General features: G+C 43.0%; 19 protein-coding genes. 17 read left to right on the plus strand and 2 right to left on the minus strand.

What is annotated here, in order from left to right:
- Nucleotides 1-19: 19 nt before the first annotated feature.
- From R6242_RS08870 to cpsG, 12 genes are all read left to right on the plus strand, one after another.
- On the plus strand, nucleotides 20-1,330 hold the full coding sequence (locus R6242_RS08870) for a lipopolysaccharide biosynthesis protein (RefSeq protein WP_318426106.1): 1,311 nt from the start codon (nucleotides 20-22) through the stop codon (nucleotides 1,328-1,330).
- A 95-nt stretch (nucleotides 1,331-1,425) separates the two neighbouring features.
- Nucleotides 1,426-2,682, plus strand: a complete 1,257-nt coding sequence (locus tag R6242_RS08875) for a hypothetical protein (RefSeq protein ID WP_318426107.1) — start codon at nucleotides 1,426-1,428, stop codon at nucleotides 2,680-2,682.
- Nucleotides 2,683-2,684: 2 nt separating this feature from the next.
- On the plus strand, nucleotides 2,685-3,806 hold the full coding sequence (locus R6242_RS08880) for a glycosyltransferase (RefSeq protein ID WP_318426108.1): 1,122 nt from the start codon (nucleotides 2,685-2,687) through the stop codon (nucleotides 3,804-3,806).
- Nucleotides 3,772-5,112 (plus strand): GH39 family glycosyl hydrolase, encoded by a 1,341-nt coding sequence (locus R6242_RS08885; RefSeq protein WP_318426109.1) that lies wholly within the window; start codon nucleotides 3,772-3,774, stop codon nucleotides 5,110-5,112. The genes R6242_RS08880 and R6242_RS08885 overlap by 35 nt, the downstream gene beginning before the upstream one ends.
- Before the next feature lie 348 nt (nucleotides 5,113-5,460).
- A complete protein-coding gene (locus tag R6242_RS08890) occupies nucleotides 5,461-6,180 on the plus strand; it encodes a polysaccharide deacetylase family protein (protein WP_318426110.1) in 720 nt (239 codons plus the stop codon).
- A gap of 67 nt (nucleotides 6,181-6,247) precedes the next feature.
- The gene (locus R6242_RS08895) at nucleotides 6,248-7,411 is read left to right on the plus strand and encodes a glycosyltransferase family 4 protein (protein ID WP_318426111.1); all 1,164 of its coding nucleotides are present in this window, start codon (nucleotides 6,248-6,250) and stop codon (nucleotides 7,409-7,411) included.
- Between the two features lie 17 nt (nucleotides 7,412-7,428).
- Entirely contained in the window at nucleotides 7,429-8,565 is a 1,137-nt protein-coding gene (locus R6242_RS08900) for a glycosyltransferase family 4 protein (RefSeq protein WP_318426112.1), read from the plus strand.
- A complete protein-coding gene (locus R6242_RS08905; protein ID WP_318426113.1) occupies nucleotides 8,553-9,335 on the plus strand; it encodes a WecB/TagA/CpsF family glycosyltransferase in 783 nt (260 codons plus the stop codon). Before R6242_RS08900 ends, R6242_RS08905 begins: the two co-directional genes overlap by 13 nt.
- A gap of 27 nt (nucleotides 9,336-9,362) precedes the next feature.
- Nucleotides 9,363-10,697, plus strand: coding sequence for a UDP-glucose/GDP-mannose dehydrogenase family protein (locus tag R6242_RS08910; RefSeq protein WP_318426114.1), 1,335 nt, complete (start codon nucleotides 9,363-9,365; stop codon nucleotides 10,695-10,697).
- A 190-nt stretch (nucleotides 10,698-10,887) separates the two neighbouring features.
- A complete protein-coding gene (locus R6242_RS08915; protein ID WP_318426115.1) occupies nucleotides 10,888-12,306 on the plus strand; it encodes a mannose-1-phosphate guanylyltransferase/mannose-6-phosphate isomerase in 1,419 nt (472 codons plus the stop codon).
- A complete protein-coding gene (locus R6242_RS08920; protein WP_318426116.1) occupies nucleotides 12,290-12,775 on the plus strand; it encodes a GDP-mannose mannosyl hydrolase in 486 nt (161 codons plus the stop codon). Before R6242_RS08915 ends, R6242_RS08920 begins: the two co-directional genes overlap by 17 nt.
- A gap of 267 nt (nucleotides 12,776-13,042) precedes the next feature.
- Nucleotides 13,043-14,410, plus strand: coding sequence for a phosphomannomutase CpsG (gene cpsG / locus R6242_RS08925; RefSeq protein ID WP_318426117.1), 1,368 nt, complete (start codon nucleotides 13,043-13,045; stop codon nucleotides 14,408-14,410).
- Nucleotides 14,411-14,474: 64 nt separating this feature from the next.
- Here the strand turns inward: cpsG and R6242_RS08930 are convergent, their stop codons facing one another.
- Entirely contained in the window at nucleotides 14,475-14,987 is a 513-nt protein-coding gene (locus tag R6242_RS08930; protein ID WP_318426118.1) for an FxDxF family PEP-CTERM protein, read from the minus strand.
- A 268-nt stretch (nucleotides 14,988-15,255) separates the two neighbouring features.
- The gene (locus tag R6242_RS08935) at nucleotides 15,256-15,993 is read right to left on the minus strand and encodes a competence/damage-inducible protein A (protein ID WP_318426119.1); all 738 of its coding nucleotides are present in this window, start codon (nucleotides 15,991-15,993) and stop codon (nucleotides 15,256-15,258) included.
- A gap of 221 nt (nucleotides 15,994-16,214) precedes the next feature.
- Here R6242_RS08935 and rfaE2 point away from each other — a divergent pair, with 221 nt between their 5' ends.
- The 5 genes from rfaE2 to R6242_RS08960 all read left to right on the plus strand — a co-directional run bounded on the left by rfaE2 (nucleotide 16,215) and on the right by R6242_RS08960 (nucleotide 20,989).
- On the plus strand, nucleotides 16,215-16,706 hold the full coding sequence (rfaE2, locus tag R6242_RS08940; RefSeq protein WP_318426120.1) for a D-glycero-beta-D-manno-heptose 1-phosphate adenylyltransferase: 492 nt from the start codon (nucleotides 16,215-16,217) through the stop codon (nucleotides 16,704-16,706).
- On the plus strand, nucleotides 16,706-18,019 hold the full coding sequence (locus R6242_RS08945) for a mechanosensitive ion channel family protein (RefSeq protein ID WP_318426121.1): 1,314 nt from the start codon (nucleotides 16,706-16,708) through the stop codon (nucleotides 18,017-18,019). The genes rfaE2 and R6242_RS08945 overlap by 1 nt, the downstream gene beginning before the upstream one ends.
- 71 nt (nucleotides 18,020-18,090) lie before the next feature.
- Nucleotides 18,091-19,278: a fatty acid desaturase gene (locus R6242_RS08950; protein WP_318426122.1), complete on the plus strand. Its 1,188-nt coding sequence runs from the start codon at nucleotides 18,091-18,093 to the stop codon at nucleotides 19,276-19,278.
- 267 nt (nucleotides 19,279-19,545) lie between these two features.
- Nucleotides 19,546-19,896 (plus strand): RidA family protein, encoded by a 351-nt coding sequence (locus R6242_RS08955; protein ID WP_318426123.1) that lies wholly within the window; start codon nucleotides 19,546-19,548, stop codon nucleotides 19,894-19,896.
- Between the two features lie 34 nt (nucleotides 19,897-19,930).
- On the plus strand, nucleotides 19,931-20,989 hold the full coding sequence (locus R6242_RS08960; protein WP_318426124.1) for a glycoside hydrolase family 18 protein: 1,059 nt from the start codon (nucleotides 19,931-19,933) through the stop codon (nucleotides 20,987-20,989).
- Nucleotides 20,990-21,112: the final 123 nt, after the last annotated feature.

A 21,112-nucleotide genomic window follows, 5' to 3' on the forward strand; every position in this document is an offset into this window, starting at 1 on the left:
TTTGTGACCTTTACATTTAATGATTAAAAAAATATTTGGTGGATTTTTTATTAGCAATGCAGCTCAAGCAGGGTTGCAGTTTTTAATGATCCCTTTGATTGTTCGAGCCTTAGGAGTAGAAGAGTACGGTAAGTGGGGCTTATTTGAGCCAGCTATCTATTTATTTGCGCTGATTGCACAAATGGGGGGGAACTGGGGAATATTAAAGCTAGTTAATGTCGATAAAATTGATGTTACAGCTGCGCTACGTTTATGCCTCGAATTAGCGATAGGTCCAATATTATTAGCTATTACTTTGGCTTGTGTTTGGGGGGCACTGCAGTTTAAATTCACGTATGCCATTTTACTGATGCCCTGGGTGATTGTTGCTGAAGCTGCATTAGGCCTAGGTTTAGCTGCAGCACGGGCTAAGTTGCTTGCACTACCCTATATGCTAGGGATTATCAGTAAATTTGGGATATTAGCGCTATTTGCATTGATAAATATTACTGGTGACTCTGTGCTGGTGAGCTCCGCCGTACAGTGGCTGGCCGTATATGCAGTGGCGGTTACAATTGCTGCCATTTTGGCTAATTACCAAATTTTGAAACAAAATAAAACGCTGCCACTTGATTTAGCGGACAAGAAAAAATTTAAGCGTAGTGCAATGAAGTATGGTGTGCCGATGCTGATTTCAGCTGTTTTTGCCACGGTATTAAATAATGCAGATCGCTTTATTGTTTCTTCTGTATTAGATAAACAAACTTTAGGGCACTATGTTATTGCATTAAAATTGGCTGGTGTGCTTAATTTTTTAATTACGCCGGTTGCATTATGGTGGCCAACGGCACGGTTTCAGCATATTGAAGACCCTGATCGTGGTCAGGCGTTTTTTGCAAAAATGTCTATTAAATTTACTGCCGCATATTCTTTAGCGGGGGCATTGTTGTGCTTAGCAGCTCCTTGGATTTTACCTTTATTGGCTCCAGGGGTTTATATTGAAGCTAGCTTGCTTTTGCCTCTTATTCTTGGCGTAGTAATTCGGGCGATTGAACCGAGTTTAAACATCGGATTGTTACAAGAAAATAAAACACATTTATTGATATACACCACCGCACTAGGTGCATTTATACAAATAACATTAGGTTTGTTATTGGCGAAATATTTTATGGCTCAAGGCGTAGCTTGGGCATTTGTCATTGCTAGTTTATGTAGTCTTGGACTTATTCATTATATTTCGCAGAGAATATATAAACTAGTATTCCCATATTTGAAGTTGTTTTTTTGTTTGCTGCTCCCTTTTGTTTTTTATTGCATCGTTTCATTGTCAAAATTTCAATTATTTATTTAATTTTTATGCAATAGTTTTGTTGAAATTATTAAATATTTGGAGGTCGCTATATATAATTTACAAAGGTTAAATTTAATAACTACTGGTAATATATTTTGAATGATAATGAATTTTCTCAGTCGTTTTTAATCCCTGTTTTTTTGTTTGTGTTGATGATGGGGGAGTTTAGATTATTTTCAGGCATTTCTGGTATGGTTAGTTTTACCGTGCTTGAGCTAGCTGTTTATATAAGTATTTGCTACTTTTTTTTGGCTGTTGTTGCTAATCCAATACATGGGGTTTTAGTGTGGAGGATCGCATTTAAGGCATCAAAATGGGTAATGCTCTATGCGTTTGTTGCTGGAGTGGGGGCATTTCTTTCTTTGTTAGCCGGTTCTGCATTCGGGCTTCAGGCCTTTAAAGATCTTTTGCCTGCATGCTTATTAGTGCCGGTTTTAATTATTTTTACTAAGACTAAAAAACAGCTATTTGTATTGTTTATATTATTAATATCACTGGGCTTAATTAGCGCGGGCTTAGGAGTGCTGCAAGGGTTACTAGGTTGGCCATATATTATTGATGTTGATGTCAGTAAATTAGGTAAAATGAGCCTTGATGGTTCAGTTTTAAAAACTAATATTGCTGTTGGTTTTTTTAGCCATCCTAATGGTCTTGGTTTGTACCTTATTGCTCCTGTATGTGCATTGGCCATGCTTGCCATATACTTGAAAAATTATTTAACTAAGCTTCTTTGTATCGTTGGAATAGGCTTGTTTTTTATTGCATATTATTATGCACAAGCTAAAGGGGCATTTTTATGGAGTTTAATTGGCATTTTTTGTAGTTTGTTATACCTTTTTAAAGGGCAGAAAGCTGGACGGGTAATTATTGTTTTAATACCAATTATAGTATTTTTTATGGCATACATTGCCTTAAATTCAAAAGAACAAACGCTGTCAACGATGGAAACTAGATATGAATTATGGCAATCTGCAATATATGTGTTTTCTCATAATTGGTTGAAGTTTTTTATGGGCTCAATGCAATATGAAATGCTAATGGCTAGCAATGTATTTACGTTTGGTAAGTTTATATACCCTAATGCACATAATACCTATTTAAACATAATTATTAACTATGGTTTTTTTTCTTTGGTCTCCTTTGTTGTGATTATTTCTATGATTATAGCGGGTGATAAAGGTAATTATGATGATAAGGAATTAAAATATATTGTTTGCGGTATTAAAGGTGGGATCATTGGATTGTTGGGCGTGTATTTTTTTGAACCCGCTGCTGCAGGTGTTTTAATCCAAGCGCAGTTGTTTTCTTTAATTGCCCTTGTATATAAAGCAAAACAGCTTGGAGAAAAATAATAATGAAAAATATTGCTATTTATAGAACAGTAATGCCATTTGTCTCTGAGTCTTTTATTACAGAGCAAGCCCGCTCATTACGCAAATATTCCCCGGTATATGTTTGTAGAGATTTAAAATCGCCCTTGGATGCTCGGTCTGTTTGTATTGATTCTAAATCTAAATTTGAGCGTGCTAGATATACTGTATGTAGAAAGTCTTCTGTTTTTATTCGTGATTTAGAAGGGAAAAACTTATCCCTTATACACGCTCATTTTCTACCAGATGCGGTAATGATTGCACCAACGGCTAAAAAATTAGGTTTACCTTTAATTGCAACCAGTCATGGGTTTGATACCCAAATGAGCCGCTGGTCGCAATTTAAAACACGTAAGCCTACAAATTGGCAGTTTTTATTGAATGAAAAAAATTTATACAAGAATGCAGACGCTTTTATTGCTGTCTCTAAATATATGCGAGAGAAGATGCTTGAACGCGGTGTTCCAGAGGCAAAGCTCTTTACTCATTATATTGGTGTTGATACACAAAAATTTCAGCCATTAATGCACCAAGGTAAGTTTATTTTAAATGTTTCCCGACACGTTAAAGTTAAAGGTATTGAAATATTACTCAGGGCTTTTGCCAAAGTACCATTATCACAGGGATGGCAATTAATTCAGGTTGGGGCTGGCACAGAAACACTAGAATTACAGGCTTTAGCTATGGAATTGGGCATTGACTCTAGAGTGACCTGGCTGGGAGCTCAGCCGCATGATGAAGTTAAAAAATTAATGCAGCAATGTGCATGTTACGTTCAGGCTAGCATGCCTGATCAAAATGGTCAGACTGAAGCATTTGGAATTGTTTTATTAGAGGCAGCAGCCTCCGGTGTACCCGTGCTTGCCAGTCGAAGTGGCGGAATGCCCGAAGCTTTAATTGAGAATGAAACAGGATATTTATTTGAGCCTGGTAATTTCAATGAACTTGCTGATAAATTAAATTATGTATTGGCTCAATCAAATGAATGGAGAAAAACAATGGGGTTAGCAGGAAGGGAATTTGCTCAAAGCTTAGATATCCGGAGTCAGACACTGCTTTTGGAGAATATTTATGACCAAGTTATTGCAAATCATGCAAGCAACTAGACTATTCGTCCTGTTATTGTTATCGATATTTTGTCTGCAGTCAGCCGTGGCCGTTGATGAGCCGTTGATGTTAAAAAAAAGTAATACGGCTTCTTTATTAGCAGTACCCCTTGCTAAAGTGCCCGCCAGATTGGGGAAAGGAATATCAAGTGAATATTTTGGAATGCATGTGCATCGGCCTGATCTTAATAAGAGCTGGCCACTTGCAAATATAAGCAGTTGGCGATTATGGGACTTATATACGGGCTGGAAAGATATTGAGCCTAAAAATGGTCAGTTTGACTTTGTTAAGCTTGATGCAATTGTTGAATTTAGCAAAAAAAACAATATTAGTTTGTTATTGCCATTAGGGCTTACACCTGAATGGGCGTCAAGTCGGCCAAAAGAAAAATGCGCTTATGGCTTTGGTTGTGCAGCAGAACCCTCAGATATGAAGTATTGGCGGCGATATGTAAAAACTGTTGCTAGCCGTTATGATGGTGTTGTATTTGATTATGAGTTACTTAACGAGGTAAATTTAACTCCGTTCTGGTCAGGTAGTCTTGACGTGCTTCTCGAAATGCAAAAAATTGCTTATGCAGAATTAAAAGCGGTTAACCCGAAAAATCGTTTAGTTGGCCCTAGCATGACAGGCAATTCAGAAAGTGAATTATCCAAATGGGACAAATACTTGGCGATGGGAGCTGGTAAATATCTGGATATTGTTTCTTATCATTTGTATGTTCCTAAATCTGAGCCAGAAGTGGCTTATGGCTTAGTTGAGCGCCTTTATCAGATCATGGCTAAGAATCATGTAGAAAATAAACCTTTATGGAATACTGAGTCAGGCTGGCTAATTGAAAATTTATCTGGCCCTAGTATTACTAATTCATATAGTGCTGAATGGCTACGCCTTGACCAGAGTAATGCCGTTGCGAGTGTTATGCGTTCAAACATTCTTGCTTTAACGCAAGGGGTAGATCGGTTCTACTGGTATTCATATGATCATCTCGAAATGGGCTTATCTGAGCCAAGTAGTAAGCATAAAAAAGCTGCTGCTTTCGCATATCAGAATCTTGCGTCACAGCTAATAGGTAGTAAAGCGCAGGGATGTCGTATCGATCGCTCTGTTATCTGGATGTGTAAATTTATTGATCGCTTAAATTCAGTACAGTATTTTGTTTGGACGACTGATGAGGGTGTTCATAAAATTTCGCGCCTAAAAATAGGAAGCGTTACAAGCAAAACTACTTTTCCAATGGGAGAGAGTGAAAAAATTGTTGATGATGATATATATATTTCTAGAGTGCCTGTGCTGCTTAAATAAACAGCTTGTTGCTATGTCTTTTATCCAATAACGTCTATGTAAATAAATTTTTTAGAAGGGCACGCTGTTTTTTATTCTGTAGGCGGGTGAAATTATTGGGCAATACCCAGTCAATATGCGGGGTTTCATTCGCCTTACGATATTTATGATGAATTTGAGCATGAGATCATAATTAGGAAGAGGTTGGTTTTGCATAAAAGCAGCTAGGCTGAGAAAGTTTGGCCTGTTTAATAAATTAGTAGTTACTCTGAATGTACAATATTTTATTTTGTTTTATATGTATTAATAAATACGATAAGGCAAATAATTTGCAGAGATGCTGTTTTTTTACTAATCCTAGGTTGGTTTATGCTCATATTAACTTCCTGGGATGATGGCCATCCCAAAGACTTGCGACTTGCTGATTTGTTGATTAAGTATGGCTTAAAAGCTACTTTCTTTATCCCTATTGAAAATAGAGAGGGAAGAGAGGTTTTAAGCGCCTCGCAAATTAAGCTGCTTGATCAAAATTTTGAAATTGCAGGGCACACGCTTACACATCGTTATTTACAAGGTTTACCTGAGGCAGATTTAAGGTATGAGATTGAGGGTGGCAAGCTTGCACTTGAAAATATTGTTGGCCATGACATTCATGGGTTTTGTTACCCAGGTGGTAAGTATGATTCCAAAGTGATTAATGCTGTCAAACAAGCGGGGTTTTCTTACGCTAGAACCGTAGAAAATCTTCAGTTTGATTTGGGACATTCAGCTTGGGCTATGCCAACTTCTTTGCAATTTTACCCCCACAGTGCATTGGTTTTATTTAAAAATATAGTTAAAAAACCTGAGTTGCATAAGCTACAGCCTTTGTTTATGAGGCTTTCTGAGCGTAATTTTTTTAAATTTTTAGAAAAACAGCTTGAGCGGATTAGTGATAGTGATGCCGTGTTTCATCTTTGGGGGCATAGCTGGGAAATTGAAGCGTTTGATTTATGGAAGGAGCTAGAGTTGTTTTTATCTCTTTTGGCTCAAGCATCAAATAACTCTTTAACTCTTTTTGATGCACAATTACACTATTTAAATAAATAATACTTCGTTAATTTATGTTAAATTGGCGAATGAAGTAACTTGGTGCTCATTTAACGTGAAGTTAATTATGACTAAAAATGATGTTAATTCCTTACCTATTCCTACCGTGGTCTTCGTGCAAAGACGTTTACCACATTATCGTTTGCCTTTCTTTGAAGCTTTACGTCAAGAGCTTGAAATAAGAGGGTGTAAGTTTAGATTGTTACACGGGACGCCTAATCAGCATGAATTAAGTAAAAATGATTCAGGTGAATTGCCATGGGCTGAAAAAATAGCAACACATTATTTTTTATCAGGCAGAGTTTGTTGGCAGCCTTTTGCTGGCAAAATTAAGGATGCTGATCTGGTTATTTGTAGCCATGAAAATAAATTAATTTTCAATTTAATTGTTCAATATTATTGCCCATCGATTAGGATTGCATTATTTGGGCATGGGGCTAATCTTCAGGGTAATCCAAATAGCTGGAGTGAAAAAATTAAGCGTATTTTTGCAAAGAGAGCAGACTGGTGGTTTGGCTATACGGCCATGAGTTTACCTTTGATTAATCGTTTTTCTTTTCCAGCTAACCGAATTACCATTGCTAATAATTCGATTGACACGGAGCAAATGTCTGAAATTTTTGAAAAAATTAGTGCAAATGAAAAAAACTTAATCCGAAGCCGCTTAGGAATTAAAACTAATAATGTAGGTGTTTTTATTGGTTCGTTTTATGAAGAAAAACGTATTGATTTTATGTTGAACGCACTTCTTGCGATAAAAAAGGCTGTTCCTGATTTTGAAATGCTCATCGTTGGAGATGGTGAGCAGCGTGAATTGGTAACTCAATTTTGTGCTGAGTACCCTTGGGCAAGATATATGGGTTTATGCAAGGGAAAAGCTAAAGTCGATTTATTGGCCGTTTCATCCGTTATGATAAACCCTGGTTTGGTTGGGCTTGGTATTTTAGATTCATTTGTGTGTGCAGTACCCATGTTAACGACTGATTGTGGCCTACACAGCCCTGAGATTGCATATTTAAGTAACGGCAATAATGGGGTGATAACAGAAAATTCTTTAGAAGAATATGTGGCTGTAGTAATTAAGCTGCTTAATGATGATATCGCTTTAAAGGCAATGCAGCAGGCTTGCTTAGTAAGCGCTAAAGAATATAGCGTCGAAAATATGGCAAGAAACTTTGCGGAAGGGATTATGCAATGCCTTTCACAGCCTATTTATCGAGGTAGCAAGTAATGATGCGTGTATTGATGGTGCATAACGCCTATCAGCAAAAAGGCGGAGAGGACTCTGTTGTTGCAAATGAAATCGCGCTGCTAAGAAAACATGGGCACGAGGTTGAGCTGTATTTTCGCCATAATGATGAAATTGTTAATCAGTCAAAATTGTCATTATTAACTCAAACCGTTTGGTCTAAAAAAACACACACTGAGTTTTTGAGTTTATTAAAAAAAATAAATCCTGATATTATTCATGTACATAACACCTTTCCGCTGATTTCTGCTTCTTTGTATTGGGCTGCGCAAACACTTAATGTACCTCTGGTGCAAACACTACATAATTTTAGGTTGCTATGCCCTCAGGCCACTTTTTTGCGTAATGGCCGTGTTTGTGAAGATTGTGTCGGCCACATTCCGTGGAGAGGGGTAATTCGTCGGTGTTATCGGGGCTCTTTTGCGCAGACGGCTGTCTTATCTGGGATGTTAACAATTCATCGCTCTATGGGTACATATAAGAATAAGATTGATCGTTATATTGCGTTAAATGAGTTTTGTAAAAATAAATATATCCAAGGGGGAATCCCTGCGCAAAAAATAATGATTAAGCCTAATTTTGTGGATGATGTGGGAGTGGGGCTTGAGCAAAGAAGTGGCTTTTTGTACGTTGGCCGTTTGTCTCCAGAAAAAGGTGCTCGTATCTTTGCGGATGCATTTAATGCAAAGCAGCATGGGCATTTAGCGGTGATAGGAGCAGGGGAAGAATCTATTTATTTAACAGATATTGAGCAGCTGGATTTACGCGGCCCGCAGCTCCCACAGAATGTAAGGGCTGCAATGCGTACGAGCTTAGCTCTGGTCTTGCCTAGTATTTGTTATGAAAATATGCCGATGACACTGGTTGAGGCTTATTCGTCAGGTTTGCCTGTTATTGCTAGCCGCTTAGGCCCATTATGTGATTTAGTTGAAGATGGTTATACCGGTTTGCTATTTAATGCGGGCGATGCTGCTGATCTTGCTGATAAAATGGCTTGGGCATATAGCAATCCTGAAGCAATGGCCCAAATGGGCCGGAATGCGCGTGCAAAGTATTTAGCTGAATATACCGAAGATAAAAATTATGAAATATTAATGAATATATATAATGAGGCGATCGCTGCATGTCTGAAATAATTGATAGGCCCTTGGTGGTAAGGCAGACCACATCTGTTATTGGAGCATCTATTGATGTGCTGGACTGGGATACTGCTTTACAGCGAATTAAGGGCTGGGGTAGTAGGCGCGAGTCTCGTTATATTTGTATATGCAATGCTCATTCTGTGGTTACAACAACAAATGACCCAGAATTCTATTCTGTGGTTAAAAATGCCGATATGGCAACCTCTGATGGTGCGCCTGTTGCTTGGCTAATGCGTAAAATGGGCAGTTATGAGCAGCAACGAATTAATGGCCCTGATTTGATGTGGAAATACTGCACAGAGGCTAATCGCCAAAAGGATTGGCCAGCTGTTTATTTATATGGTGGTAGTGAAGACACGTTAGTTATTTTGCAGGCTAAATTAAGGTCTGAATTCCCTGCCTTGAATATAGTCGGTGCTTATTCTCCGCCTTTTCGTTCTTTGTCTAAGCAAGAAGAGCTGGATATTATTCATGGCATTAATGATTCAGGCGCTGGAGTGGTTTGGGTGAGTTTAGGCTGCCCCAAACAAGAGAAATGGATGGCGGCGCATCGGGGTAAAATAAATGCGGTGATGATTGGTGTGGGTGCGGCATTTGATTATCATGCCGGCACAATTATCCGTGCCCCGTTGTGGATGCAAAATTCGGGATTAGAATGGCTGCATCGTTTATGTTCTGAGCCGCGCAGATTGTGGAAACGTTATTTTGTAACTAATACCATTTTTGTTATTAAAGCGATTCGCCAGCTTATCAGTAAAAATTAATTATTTAAATCGGGAGTATTCTTGCAAATGAAAATTACAGTGATTGGCTCAGGCTATGTTGGTTTGGTCACAGGCACTTGTCTTGCTGAGTATGGTAATGACGTGGTGTGTTTGGATGTTGATGCCAATAAGATTCGTATCTTGCAAGAGGGCGGCGTGCCGATTTTTGAGCCGGGCTTAGAGGAAATGATTAAGCGCAATGTGGCCGCTGGGCGTTTACGCTTTACTACTGATATTAAAGAATCGGTAGAGCACGGCACGATCCAATTTATTGCGGTGGGTACGCCGCCGGATGAAGATGGCTCGGCAGATTTAAAATATGTGGTGGCCGCTGCGCGCAGTATTGGCCGCTATATGCATGGCTATAAGGTGATTGTGGATAAGTCTACTGTGCCGGTTGGTACGGGTGATAAGGTTAGGGCCGCAATTAATGATGAGTTAAGTCAGCGCGGTGAGCAAACCAGCTTTGCGATCGTTTCTAATCCAGAATTCTTAAAAGAAGGCGCGGCGATCGAAGATTTTATGCGCCCAGATCGAATTGTGATTGGTACCGATGATGATACAGCCAAGGATCTGATGAGCTCTTTATACGGGCCTTTTGTGCGTAATCATGATCGTATTTTATTTATGGATGTGCGCTCGGCAGAAATGACTAAATATGCGGCTAATGCCATGCTGGCAACGCGTATTTCGTTTATGAATGAATTGGCTAATTTATCTGAAGTGATGGGGGCAGATATTGAGCTGGTACGTAAGGGGATTGGCTCTGATCCGCGAATTGGCTATCACTTCTTATACCCTGGCGTAGGCTATGGCGGATCGTGCTTTCCTAAAGATGTACAGGCATTGCAGCGCACGGCGAATGAGCATGGCATTAGTTTAAAAGTATTAGATGCGGTTGAAAAAGCTAATCAAGCGCAAAAATCAGTCTTGGTGGATAAAATTGTTAAGCGCTTTGGCAATGATTTAAAAGGGAAGCATTTTGCGTTATGGGGTTTGGCATTTAAGCCAAATACCGATGATATGCGCGATGCACCTAGCCGAGTGATTATTGAATATCTGCTTAGCCATGGGGCAACGGTGGCGGCACATGATCCTGTTTCGATTCATGAGGCACAGCGTGTCATGCCAGATTGGCAAGGTTTAAGTTACGGTGATAGCCCAATGGCGGTATTACCGGATGCCGATGCGCTGGTGATTGTGACAGAATGGAAAGCATTCCGTAGCCCAGATTTTGCTGATGTAAAAAACCAGCTTAAAAATCCATTGATATTTGATGGCCGTAATTTATACGATCCTAAAAAAATGGAAACCGCAGGCTTTGAGTATTATCCAATTGGGCGTCAGCAAGTAACGCAATAAGCATTGTGATAAACCGTCTTGTATGATCTGTGATCGAATAAGGCGGTTTTTTTTTGAGCGTTGTAAATATTATTTTTGCAAGCTGATCGGTGGCCGTATGGTGCTTGCGGGTGATACGCTGCATGGTACTTATTTGCTGGCTTTTCCGCTTAAATAATATATTTCTTTTTAAAAATTTGATGGAATTTTCATGTCAATTACTCCTGTCATTCTGTGTGGCGGCTCTGGTAGCCGTATGTGGCCGCTATCACGCGGTGGTTATCCTAAGCAGTTTTTAAAATTGCACGGCGATCACAGCCTGCTACAGCAAACAGCCACACGGCTGGTTGGGATGGCGGATGTGGCTGCACCTTTGCTGATTAGTAATCAGGAGCATCGCTTTCTAGTGGCAGAGCAATTGCGTGCGGTAGGAATGGATCAAGCGCGGGTGGTTTTAGAGCCTATGGGGCGCAATACTGCGCCTGCGGTGGCGGCTGCGGCAGTGATTGCGTTAGAAGATAACCCTGATGCGATGTTGCTGGTGTTGCCATCAGATCATGTGATTCAGTTTGGCGAGGTGTTTCAAGCTTTGGTGGCGCAGGCAGCTAGCGTAGCAGCAAGCGGCAAATTGGTTACATTTGGGATTGCACCGACTGAGCCTAACACCGGATACGGCTATATTCGCCGTGGTGATAGCCTGTCTGGCGATGCTTATGCGGTAGCTGCTTTTGTAGAAAAGCCTGATGCTGTGCGCGCGGCTGGCTTTGTGGCTTCAGGCGATTATTACTGGAATAGCGGCATGTTTATGTTCCGCGCTGATGTTTATGTGCGTGAGCTGGCGGCCTATCAGCCCGCTATGCTGGCTGCCGTGCAGGATGCCGTGGCTAAAGGCGTGCGCGATTTAGACTTTTTGCGTTTAGATGCGGATGCTTTTGCGGTGTCTCCTGCAGATTCTATTGATTACGCGGTAATGGAAAAAACCCAGCACGCTGCCGTGATTACGGCGGCAGGCTTGGGCTGGAGTGATATCGGCTCGTGGTCGGCGCTGCGCGATGTTACTGAGCAAGATGAGGCCGGTAATAGCGTATTGGGCGATGTGATGCTTGATCGCGTTTCGGGCAGCTATATCCGCAGCGAAACCCGCATGATTGCGGCGATTGGCGTGCAGGATTTGGTGATTGTTGAAACCGCCGATGCCATCTTGGTGGCGCATAAAGATCATGTGCAAGATGTTAAAAAGATTGTTGAGCGCTTAAATGAGGCTGGGCGTAGTGAGTCGGTGACGCACCGCCGCGTGTATCGCCCATGGGGTAGCTATGAAGGCATCGATGCTGGCTCGCGTTTCCAAGTGAAGCGGATTGTGGTCAACCCAGGTGCTTCCTTAAGCCTGCAAATGCACTATCACCGTGCCGAGCACTGGATTGTGGTGAAAGGTACGGCCAAGGTAGTGAATGGCGATCAAGTTATTTTGCTTTCTGAAAACCAATCGACGTATATCCCGTTGGGCACAACCCACCGCTTGGAAAACCCAGGCAAGATGCCGCTGGAGCTGATCGAAGTGCAATCTGGCTCCTATCTTGGTGAAGACGATATCGTGCGCTTTGAAGATGTCTATGGCCGTAGTAAATAAGGGTGTAGCCAGCAGCCCGCTGGCTTTTGCTGATTTTTTGCAAGTGGTTGAGCGCGCACCGCTGATCTCGATTGATTTAGTGGTGCAAAACTCAAGAGGGCAAGCTCTATTGGGCTGGCGCACCAATCAACCGGCCTGCGATCACTGGTTTGTGCCTGGTGGGCGGGTATTAAAAAATGAAACGCTGGATGCGGCATTTTTGCGCCTAAGCCAAGCCGAGTTGGGCGTGGCATTGCCCAGATCACAGGGGCAGTGGCTAGGTGTTTATGAGCATTTTTATGAGAGCAATGCAGGTCGGCTAGATGGCTTTGGTACACACTATGTGGTGCTTGCTTACACCTTGCAGCTCGATGAGGCCGATATGGCTTTGCCGCTGGGTGAGCAGCATTCCCAATATCGGTGGGCCAGCAAGGCCGAAATCATCCAAGACGCTAGCGTACACCTGCATTCCCGCGCTTATTTCGAGTAAGGCTTTAATAAAACCCAAGTCTTGAACCACAGAGGACGCAGAGGACACGGAGGACACGGAGGACACGGAGTTTCACGGAGAAAACCTTAGGAGATGTTGCCACGTGGGGAATGGTAAGGCAGTGCCCGCCCTAAACGTGTTTCGTCGTGCACAGACTTGTATTGCCTTTCTCCGTGGCCCTCCGTGTTCTCCTTATCTCCGTGTTTTAAGACTTGGGTTTTCGCTGATCTCTCGCATCTGTTTGCAATGACTATTTCGAGTAAACCAATGACTAAATTAACTTGTTTTAAAGCTTACGATATTCGTGGCAAGCTGGGCACTGAGCTGAATGTTGATATTGCTTACCGCATCGGCCGTGCTTACGGCCAGCTACTTAACCCTAAGCGTGTGGCGCTGGGGGGCGATGTACGCTTGACCAGCGAAGAGCTGAAGCTGGCGTTGGCTAACGGCCTGATGGATGCGGGCTGCGATGTGATTGATCTGGGCATGACGGGCACTGAAGAAGTCTACTTTGCCGCGTTTCATTTAGATGTGGATGGTGGGATTGAAGTCACTGCCAGCCATAATCCGCTCGATTACAACGGCATGAAGCTGGTAAAACGCGGTGCGGTGCCAATCAGTGGTGATACTGGCCTGCGTGATATTCAACGTCTTGCCGAATCCGCTGATTTTACCGATGTGGCAGAGCGCGGTAGCATTAGCTCGCTATCGGTTCTGGATGCTTATATCGATCATTTGATGGGCTATGTGGATCTATCCGCCTTGCGCCCTTTAAAAATCGTTTTAAACGCCGGTAATGGCGCTGCAGGGCACGTGGTAGATGCGCTAGAAGCGCGTTTTGCTGCCGCTGGTGTGCCTGTTGAGTTTATTAAAGTGCATAACCTGCCCGATGGCACCTTCCCAAATGGCATCCCTAACCCATTGTTACCAGAAAACCGAAGCGACACTGCCAATGCGGTGATTGCAAATGCGGCTGATCTGGGTATTGCATGGGATGGTGATTTTGATCGCTGCTTCTTGTTTGATGAGCGTGGTGATTTTATTGAAGGTTATTACATCGTTGGTCTTTTGGCAGAAGCCTTCTTGCAAAAGAACCCTGGCCAAAAAATTATTCATGATCCGCGCTTAACTTGGAATACTGTGGACGTGGTGCAAGCCGCCGGTGGTATCGCGATTCAAAGCAAAACCGGCCATGCGTTTATTAAAGAGCGCATGCGGCTAGAAGACGCGGTTTATGGTGGCGAAATGAGCGCCCATCATTATTTCCGCGATTTTGCCTATTGCGATAGCGGCATGATTCCGTGGTTATTAGTGATCGAGCTAATGAGCCGCCGCGAGCAAAAATTATCCGCCATGGTAGAGCAGCGAATTGCCGCTTATCCATCGTCAGGTGAGATTAATCGCAAGCTGACTGATGCCAAAGTGGCTATTGCACGGGTTTGTGCAGCGTATCAGGCGGATGCCTTGCTGGTGGATGATACCGATGGCATTAGCATGGAGTTTGCTAACTGGCGCTTTAATTTGCGCTCCAGCAATACTGAGCCGGTAGTGCGCTTAAATGTGGAGTCGCGCTCTGATATGGCTTTAATGCAGGAGCACACCGATGCTATTTTGCGCCTATTAGACGCTGGATAAGCGCTTGCGGAATGAAAAACGCCCCAAAGTAATTTCGGGGCGTTTTTTTATGCCTTAAAAAATATTAAGCCACTTTACGACGACGTGCCAGTAGGGCAACCAACCCCAAACCCATTAGAGCATAGGTTTCTGGCTCTGGAACCGGCGCTGCGTTCAGTGTCAGAGTGCCTGTGCCTTTGTAGCCAGAAGTCGCTAGGCCATTAAAGCTAACGGTGTATGAACCTGCATCCAGCACAAAAGACTTAACTGGAGCGGTGATTTCTTTAACACCCAACAGACCTGTATAAGCACCCAGTGTAAATGTTTTGGCAGGGTTGCTTATCGATGTGAGCACGGCGCTCAAACTGCTGATTGTTGAGCTGTTAGCAGCGGTAGGGCGAACTGACCACCAGCTTGTTAGTTGCGTTGATTGTGCTAAATCAAAAGAGAACACTTTAGAAACGGCACCTTTCACTTGAAAAGTAGCCGCGCCATCGCCATCAGCATCAAAGGTGAATGGCACTGGAGTGACTGCAGCTTGAGATAAACTGGCTGCTAAAAAAAATGAAGTAGCAACTAGCGTTTTAAGTAGTTTCATTAAAAACCCCTGTTTAATATTTGCAATTGATTATTTAATCAAATGGTACGGTGTAAAGCCGTTTGATTATACCCATTGATTTTTTTATTTTGGGTAAACATAGTTAATTATTTATTAATTTATGGTTTTTTTTTAACAAACCAGTATGTTTTTTGTAAGTTTTTTATTGTTTTATATGAATTTAGTGGTATTTTTATAATATTAGCAAATGATTATTTTATTGTTTAAATATATAAAGAGATATTTAAAGTATTAAATGCACCGCTAATTATTTTTTAATATTACTTACAGTATGTAAACATTCTTTTAAATATGCCATCGCCTCTACTGCCAATGTCGCTTCTGCCGTAATGCTAAATTCGATATGTGGCTCTGGGTGCTGGCTATTGCCGTAAGAGGGCAGGCTGCTAAAAGCGATATTGGGGTAGCGTTGGGTAAAGCTTTGCATCTTGCCAATCAGCTCGCCTTCACGGGCGTTGAGCATGATAAAAGAGAGCGTTGTTTCGGGGCTAGCATCAATGTAGTGCTCATCGAGTATCCAATCTAGCATCGGCCATGCCATGCTGGGAAAACCTGGCAGTAAATAATGTGATTTAAAGTAGCAGCCCGCGACTTGGTTCACCGGATTGGGGATCAGTTGGCAGCCTTCAGGAAAATAAGCCATCTGAATTCGGTAGGGGTAGGCGGCTTCTGCAAAACGGCTAGTGATTCGCTCAGCAGCTTCTGGATGCAAGCTCAGTGGGAGCCCTAATGCATTAGCAAAGGCTTGCCGAGTATGATCATCGGGCGTTGCACCAATACCACCGCAAGAAATCACCTGATAGCCTGCGTTTAGGCTACGTTTAAATGCCTCTGCCAGCACATCTGCATCGTCGGGTAGATAATACGCCGCAGCGATTTTATGTCCTCTTGCTTTCAGTGTTTCCAGCATATGAGCAAAATGCTTATCTTGGCGGCGGCCAGAGAGTATTTCGTCGCCAATAATAAAGAGATGAAATGTGGCCATGGTCTTATTTCCTGAAAAGATGGGGGATATTGAAGGGGTATATTGTGTGCTTGCGTAAGATAGATTACTCATCTTAAAAAAACATCTTTCTTTGTAATCCTTAACTTATGCTTTAAAAAATGCCCAATGCATATTGAGCATAAACAACTGTACTTAAAAATATTACTTTGTTCATAAGCCGTGCTTGTTTATGATCAATCCTTTCGGAATCCATAATAACCATGCATCATTATCCTTCTCCCTTATTTGAGCAAAAAATTTGCCCACCCGAGCAATTAGCGGCTCGCCTTGCTAGCCTGCCACGGCCTTTAGTCTTTACCAATGGTTGTTTTGATATTTTGCACCGTGGCCATGTGACTTGTTTGGCGCAAGCGCGCGCCTTAGGAGCAGGCTTGGTGGTGGCTATTAATACCGATGCCTCAGTAAAAAGGCTGGGTAAGGGCGATGATCGCCCGATCAATTCGACAATGCAGCGCGCTGCCGTATTGGCCGCTTTAGAATGCGTTAGCATGGTGACTTGGTTTGATACCGATACTCCACTTGAGCTGATCTTAGCAGTGCGCCCTGATGTGTTGGTTAAGGGCGGCGATTGGGCGCCGGAGCAAATTGTGGGTAGCCAGCAGGTATTAGCTTGGGGTGGCAGCGTGCACTCCATCCCCTTTTTATTTGCAACCTCCACCACCGAAACTATTAAGCGGATACGCCAAAGCTGATGAGTACACGTAATAATTTATTGATTGATTTTATTAATGACCTGAGTGATCAGGGCTATTTAAACCCTATATTTTTTGCGCAGATTGGTTTAATTTTATTGGCGCTGGGGGTATCGTGGTGGGTTAATCGCTCGGTAAAAAATAGAGTTAATCCTGATCAAAATAGCTGGCATTGGCGCTTGGGAGGGGAAGGCTTATTACGCGCATTTTTCCCTTTAAATGCCTATTTGCTGGTGATGCTATCAGGATCATTACTTAAACTATGGTATGCGCATCCGCTAAAATTAATTGCGCTGGCTAGTGTTTTATTATTGGCAATGGCCAATATTCGTATTTTGGTTTACGTGATTCGCCGTGTATTTGATGGCGCGGCATGGGTTATGCGCTGGGAAAAATATATTTCAGGCTCCATTTGGATCGTTTATGCCTTACATGTGCTAGGTATTTTGCCGGAAGTCGCCGAAGTATTAGACGATATTCGTTTTCCAATTGGTAAAGCGCATATATCTGTTTTGACCATTGGCCAGGGTTTATTATCAGTTGCTGCCACTTTGCTGATTGCCATGTGGATAGGGCGTGAGCTAGAGCGGCGTTTGATGTCCAGCCAAATGATGGATATGAATGTACGGGTAGTGTTGTCCAAAATATCTAGCGTCTTATTACTGATTATTGCGATTGTAGTTGCTCTGCCGCTGGTGGGAATTGATCTCACCGTATTATCGGTATTTGGTGGTGCAGTGGGTGTGGGTTTGGGCTTTGGGCTGCAAAAAATTGCGTCTAATTATTTATCAGGCTTTATTATTTTGCTGGATCGCTCGATCAAAATTGGCGATTTAGTACAAATTGATAATCGACTAGGTACTATTAGCAGTATTACAGCGCGTTATGTGGTTTTAAAATCAGCCGATGGCACCGAGGCTTTGGTGCCAAATGACACCTTAATTACCTCTACCGTGGTTAATCAATCGTATAACGATAAATCGATTTGGACGTCGCTACCGATTCAAGTGGCTTACGGAACCGATTTAGATTTTGTTTTAGGATTATTGCGTTCTGTGACAGAAGGCGAGGCCCGTATTCTCAGTGAGCCAGCACCAGGCGCGTTTGTTTCTGCCTTTGCAGATAATGGAATCAACTTAGTCTTGGGCTTTTGGCTGGCCGATCCTGAAAATGGCCAGCTTTCTTTGCGATCTAGTCTAAATCTAAAGATCTGGCGATTATTTCAAGAGCATAAAATTGAAATTCCTTATCCACGTCGAGAAGTCACGCTACTTAATCCTGCGGTAATGCCGCCGCCGATTGATGCTGCCTGATGACTTAGTCTTGCGTAGAATCTACTCTTACAGATAAATAGAACAGGCTTATGCCCGTAGTGGAGATAAAAATGACCTGGCTAAATGGCCTAATTGAGCTGCCTTGGTGGGGCTATATCGTGGTGATGCTGGTGCTGACCCACATCACTATTGCTTCGGTAACGATTTTTTTACACCGCCATCAGGCGCACCGCGCTCTGGATTTACATGCAATCCCTAGCCATTTCTTTCGTTTCTGGCTGTGGCTAACCACTGGGCAGATCACTAAAGAATGGGCTTCTATCCACCGCAAACATCATGCCAAGTGTGAAACGGCAGAAGACCCGCATAGCCCGCAGATTTACGGGATTAAAAAGGTTTTCTGGGAAGGTTATGAGCTCTATCGCGCCGAGGCCGCCAATACAGAAACCATGCAAAAATATGGCCACGGCACGCCAGATGATTGGCTAGAGCGCAATCTCTATAGCAAGCACAATACCCTAGGCCCAGTGCTTATGTTATTGATTGATCTTTGCTTGTTTGGGGCGAATGGCATCTGGATTTGGGCCATTCAAATGATCTGGATTCCGCTGACTGCCGCTGGCATTATCAATGGCATTGGTCATTATTGGGGCTATCGCAATTTTGAATGCGAAGACGCTTCAACTAATATTGTTCCTTGGGGAATTATTATTGGTGGTGAAGAGCTGCACAATAATCACCACACCTTTGGTACATCGGCCAAGATGTCTTATAAGTGGTTTGAATTTGATATTGGCTGGATGTATATCCGCATTATTGAAACGCTGGGCATGGCTAAGGTGCGTAAAATTGCGCCAAAAATGACACTGTCAGATGCGGCTAAGCGTGAGCTGGATGAAGCCTCTTTACAGGCCATTATTGCCAATCGTTATGCGATTGCCGCCAATTACGCACGCACCTTAAAAGGGACGGTAGGGGATGAAGTGGAGCGGATGCGCAGCAATGCCAAGCTGCCACAAATCGATTTTGATCCAGTACGCCAAATGAAAATATGGTTAAAACAGGATGCCAAAGACACGCCTGAGCATGATCAGAAAATTCTAGCCAAGGTACTGGCAGAAAGCACGGTGTTAGAGCAAATCTACCAAATGCGCCAAGAGCTAACGCGGCTTTGGGAGCGCTCCACGCTAACCCGCCCTGAGCTGGTGAAACTCTTGCAGGATTGGTGCAGTCGTGCCGAGGCCAGTGGGATTGCCGCGCTGCAAGATTTCTCTTTCCGACTGCGTACCGTGGTTTGATGATATAAAAAAAGGCGAACGAAGGTTCGCCTTTTTTGTCATTACTATACTGCAGCGGGATTTTCTCCCCAGCATAAACCTCCAATCTTGAAACACAGGGGGCGGAGTTTCACAGAGAAAACCTCCACTTTTTATGTTTTTCTCCGTGGCCCTCTGTATTCTCTTTTTCCTCCGTGGTTTAAGACTTGGGTTTTGCTGAATCGTTTAAGATTTGGCAATCTCAGCGCATTGTGGGATTATTTTTAATATTATTTAAAGGAGTTCTAAATGTCATCCATTCAACGCTATCACGTCGGCCCGCGTTTATCTGAAATCGTGGTGCATAACAATACGGTTTACTTAGCTGGCCAAATTGCCGACACGCTGGAATTAGATGCAAAAGGCCAAACGCTTGAAGTATTAGCTTTTATTGATAAATTATTGGGTGAAATTGGTTCAGATAAACAAAAAATCCTTTCGGTAACGATTTATCTGGCTGATATGGCAGATTACGATGCAATGAATATTGCTTGGTCAGAATGGGTGCCTGCCGGTCATACCCCTTGCCGTGCCACAGTAGAAGCCCGTTTGGCTGATCCGCGTTATAAAGTAGAAATGTCGGTAGTGGCTGCGCTGTAATGTAGGGGCACGGCATGCCTAGAGGAGAAGGATAATGAAACATATGCTGTTGGGCTATATCGCAGGCTGGGCGGATTGGTCAGGTTTGCCCTTAGAGCGAGATGCAGCAAGGCTTACGCATATCTGCTACGCCTTCGCCAATATCCATGATGGTGATGTCGTGCTGTTTACGGAGAAAACGTCCGAGCAAAGCCAGCCAAGGGCCGTAGAAGGTATTGCCCATTTACGCGGCTTACGCTCGCGCCATCCTCACCTTAAATTACTATTTTCGATTGGTGGCTGGGAGGCGGATGGCTTTTCAGATGCGGCGCTGACGGCAAAATCGCGCGAGTATTTTGCCGCGTCGGCCATTCATTTTATGCAGTTGCATGGTTTTGATGGCATTGATTTAGATTGGGAATACCCAAGTAATGATATGGCTGGGATTAAATCCCGTGCCGAGGATAAAGCCAATTTCACGCTGATGTTGGCCGAAATCCGCAGGCAACTAAATACCCTTGCAAAGCGTGAATCACGCCCTGATGCCTATTTATTAAGTATTGCCGCTGGTGCAGGGCAATACTATTTAGATGGCGTAGATATGCCAGCCGTGGCCGAGCTATGCGATTTTGTTAATCTAATGACTTACGATTTTTATAATGGCTGGGCCAAGCGAGCAGGCCACCATAGCAATCTATTTAATACCCCGCTCGACCCTGAAGGCGATAGCTGTGCCAAATCGGTGGCGCTGTTTACGGCCAATGGCTTACCCGCAAGCAAATTAGTTTTGGGCTGTGCCTTTTATGGCCGCAGCCTGCTTGCCCCTGCTTTAGGCGAGGCTGGCATCGAAAAAAGTAATGGCGCGGCCAGCTATAGCAAAATCGTGCATGAGCTGATTTCTGCTGGTGCAGTAAAGCATTGGGATGACGATGCAAAAGCACCGTGGTTAATGGCTGGCGATCGATTTGTGAGCTATGAAGACGAAGCCTCTATCGCCCACAAAATGGCGTTTGTGAAGCAACACGGCTTAGCTGGGGCGTTTTTTTGGGAATACTCAGAAGACAGAGATGGCGTGCTGATGGATGCGCTGTGGGAAGGGCTGCAATACGAATAGTGATGTAGGCTGCTAAATATGGACACCTTCAATTGAGATAAAATCATCTCTGGAGGTAAGTCATGGCAAGTCGTTATACCGCTGCATTTCGTGCAGAAGCCGTTAAATTAGTACTCGAACAAC

It is taken from the genome of Iodobacter sp. CM08 (assembly GCF_033446605.1).
Lineage (GTDB): Bacteria > Pseudomonadota > Gammaproteobacteria > Burkholderiales > Chitinibacteraceae > Iodobacter.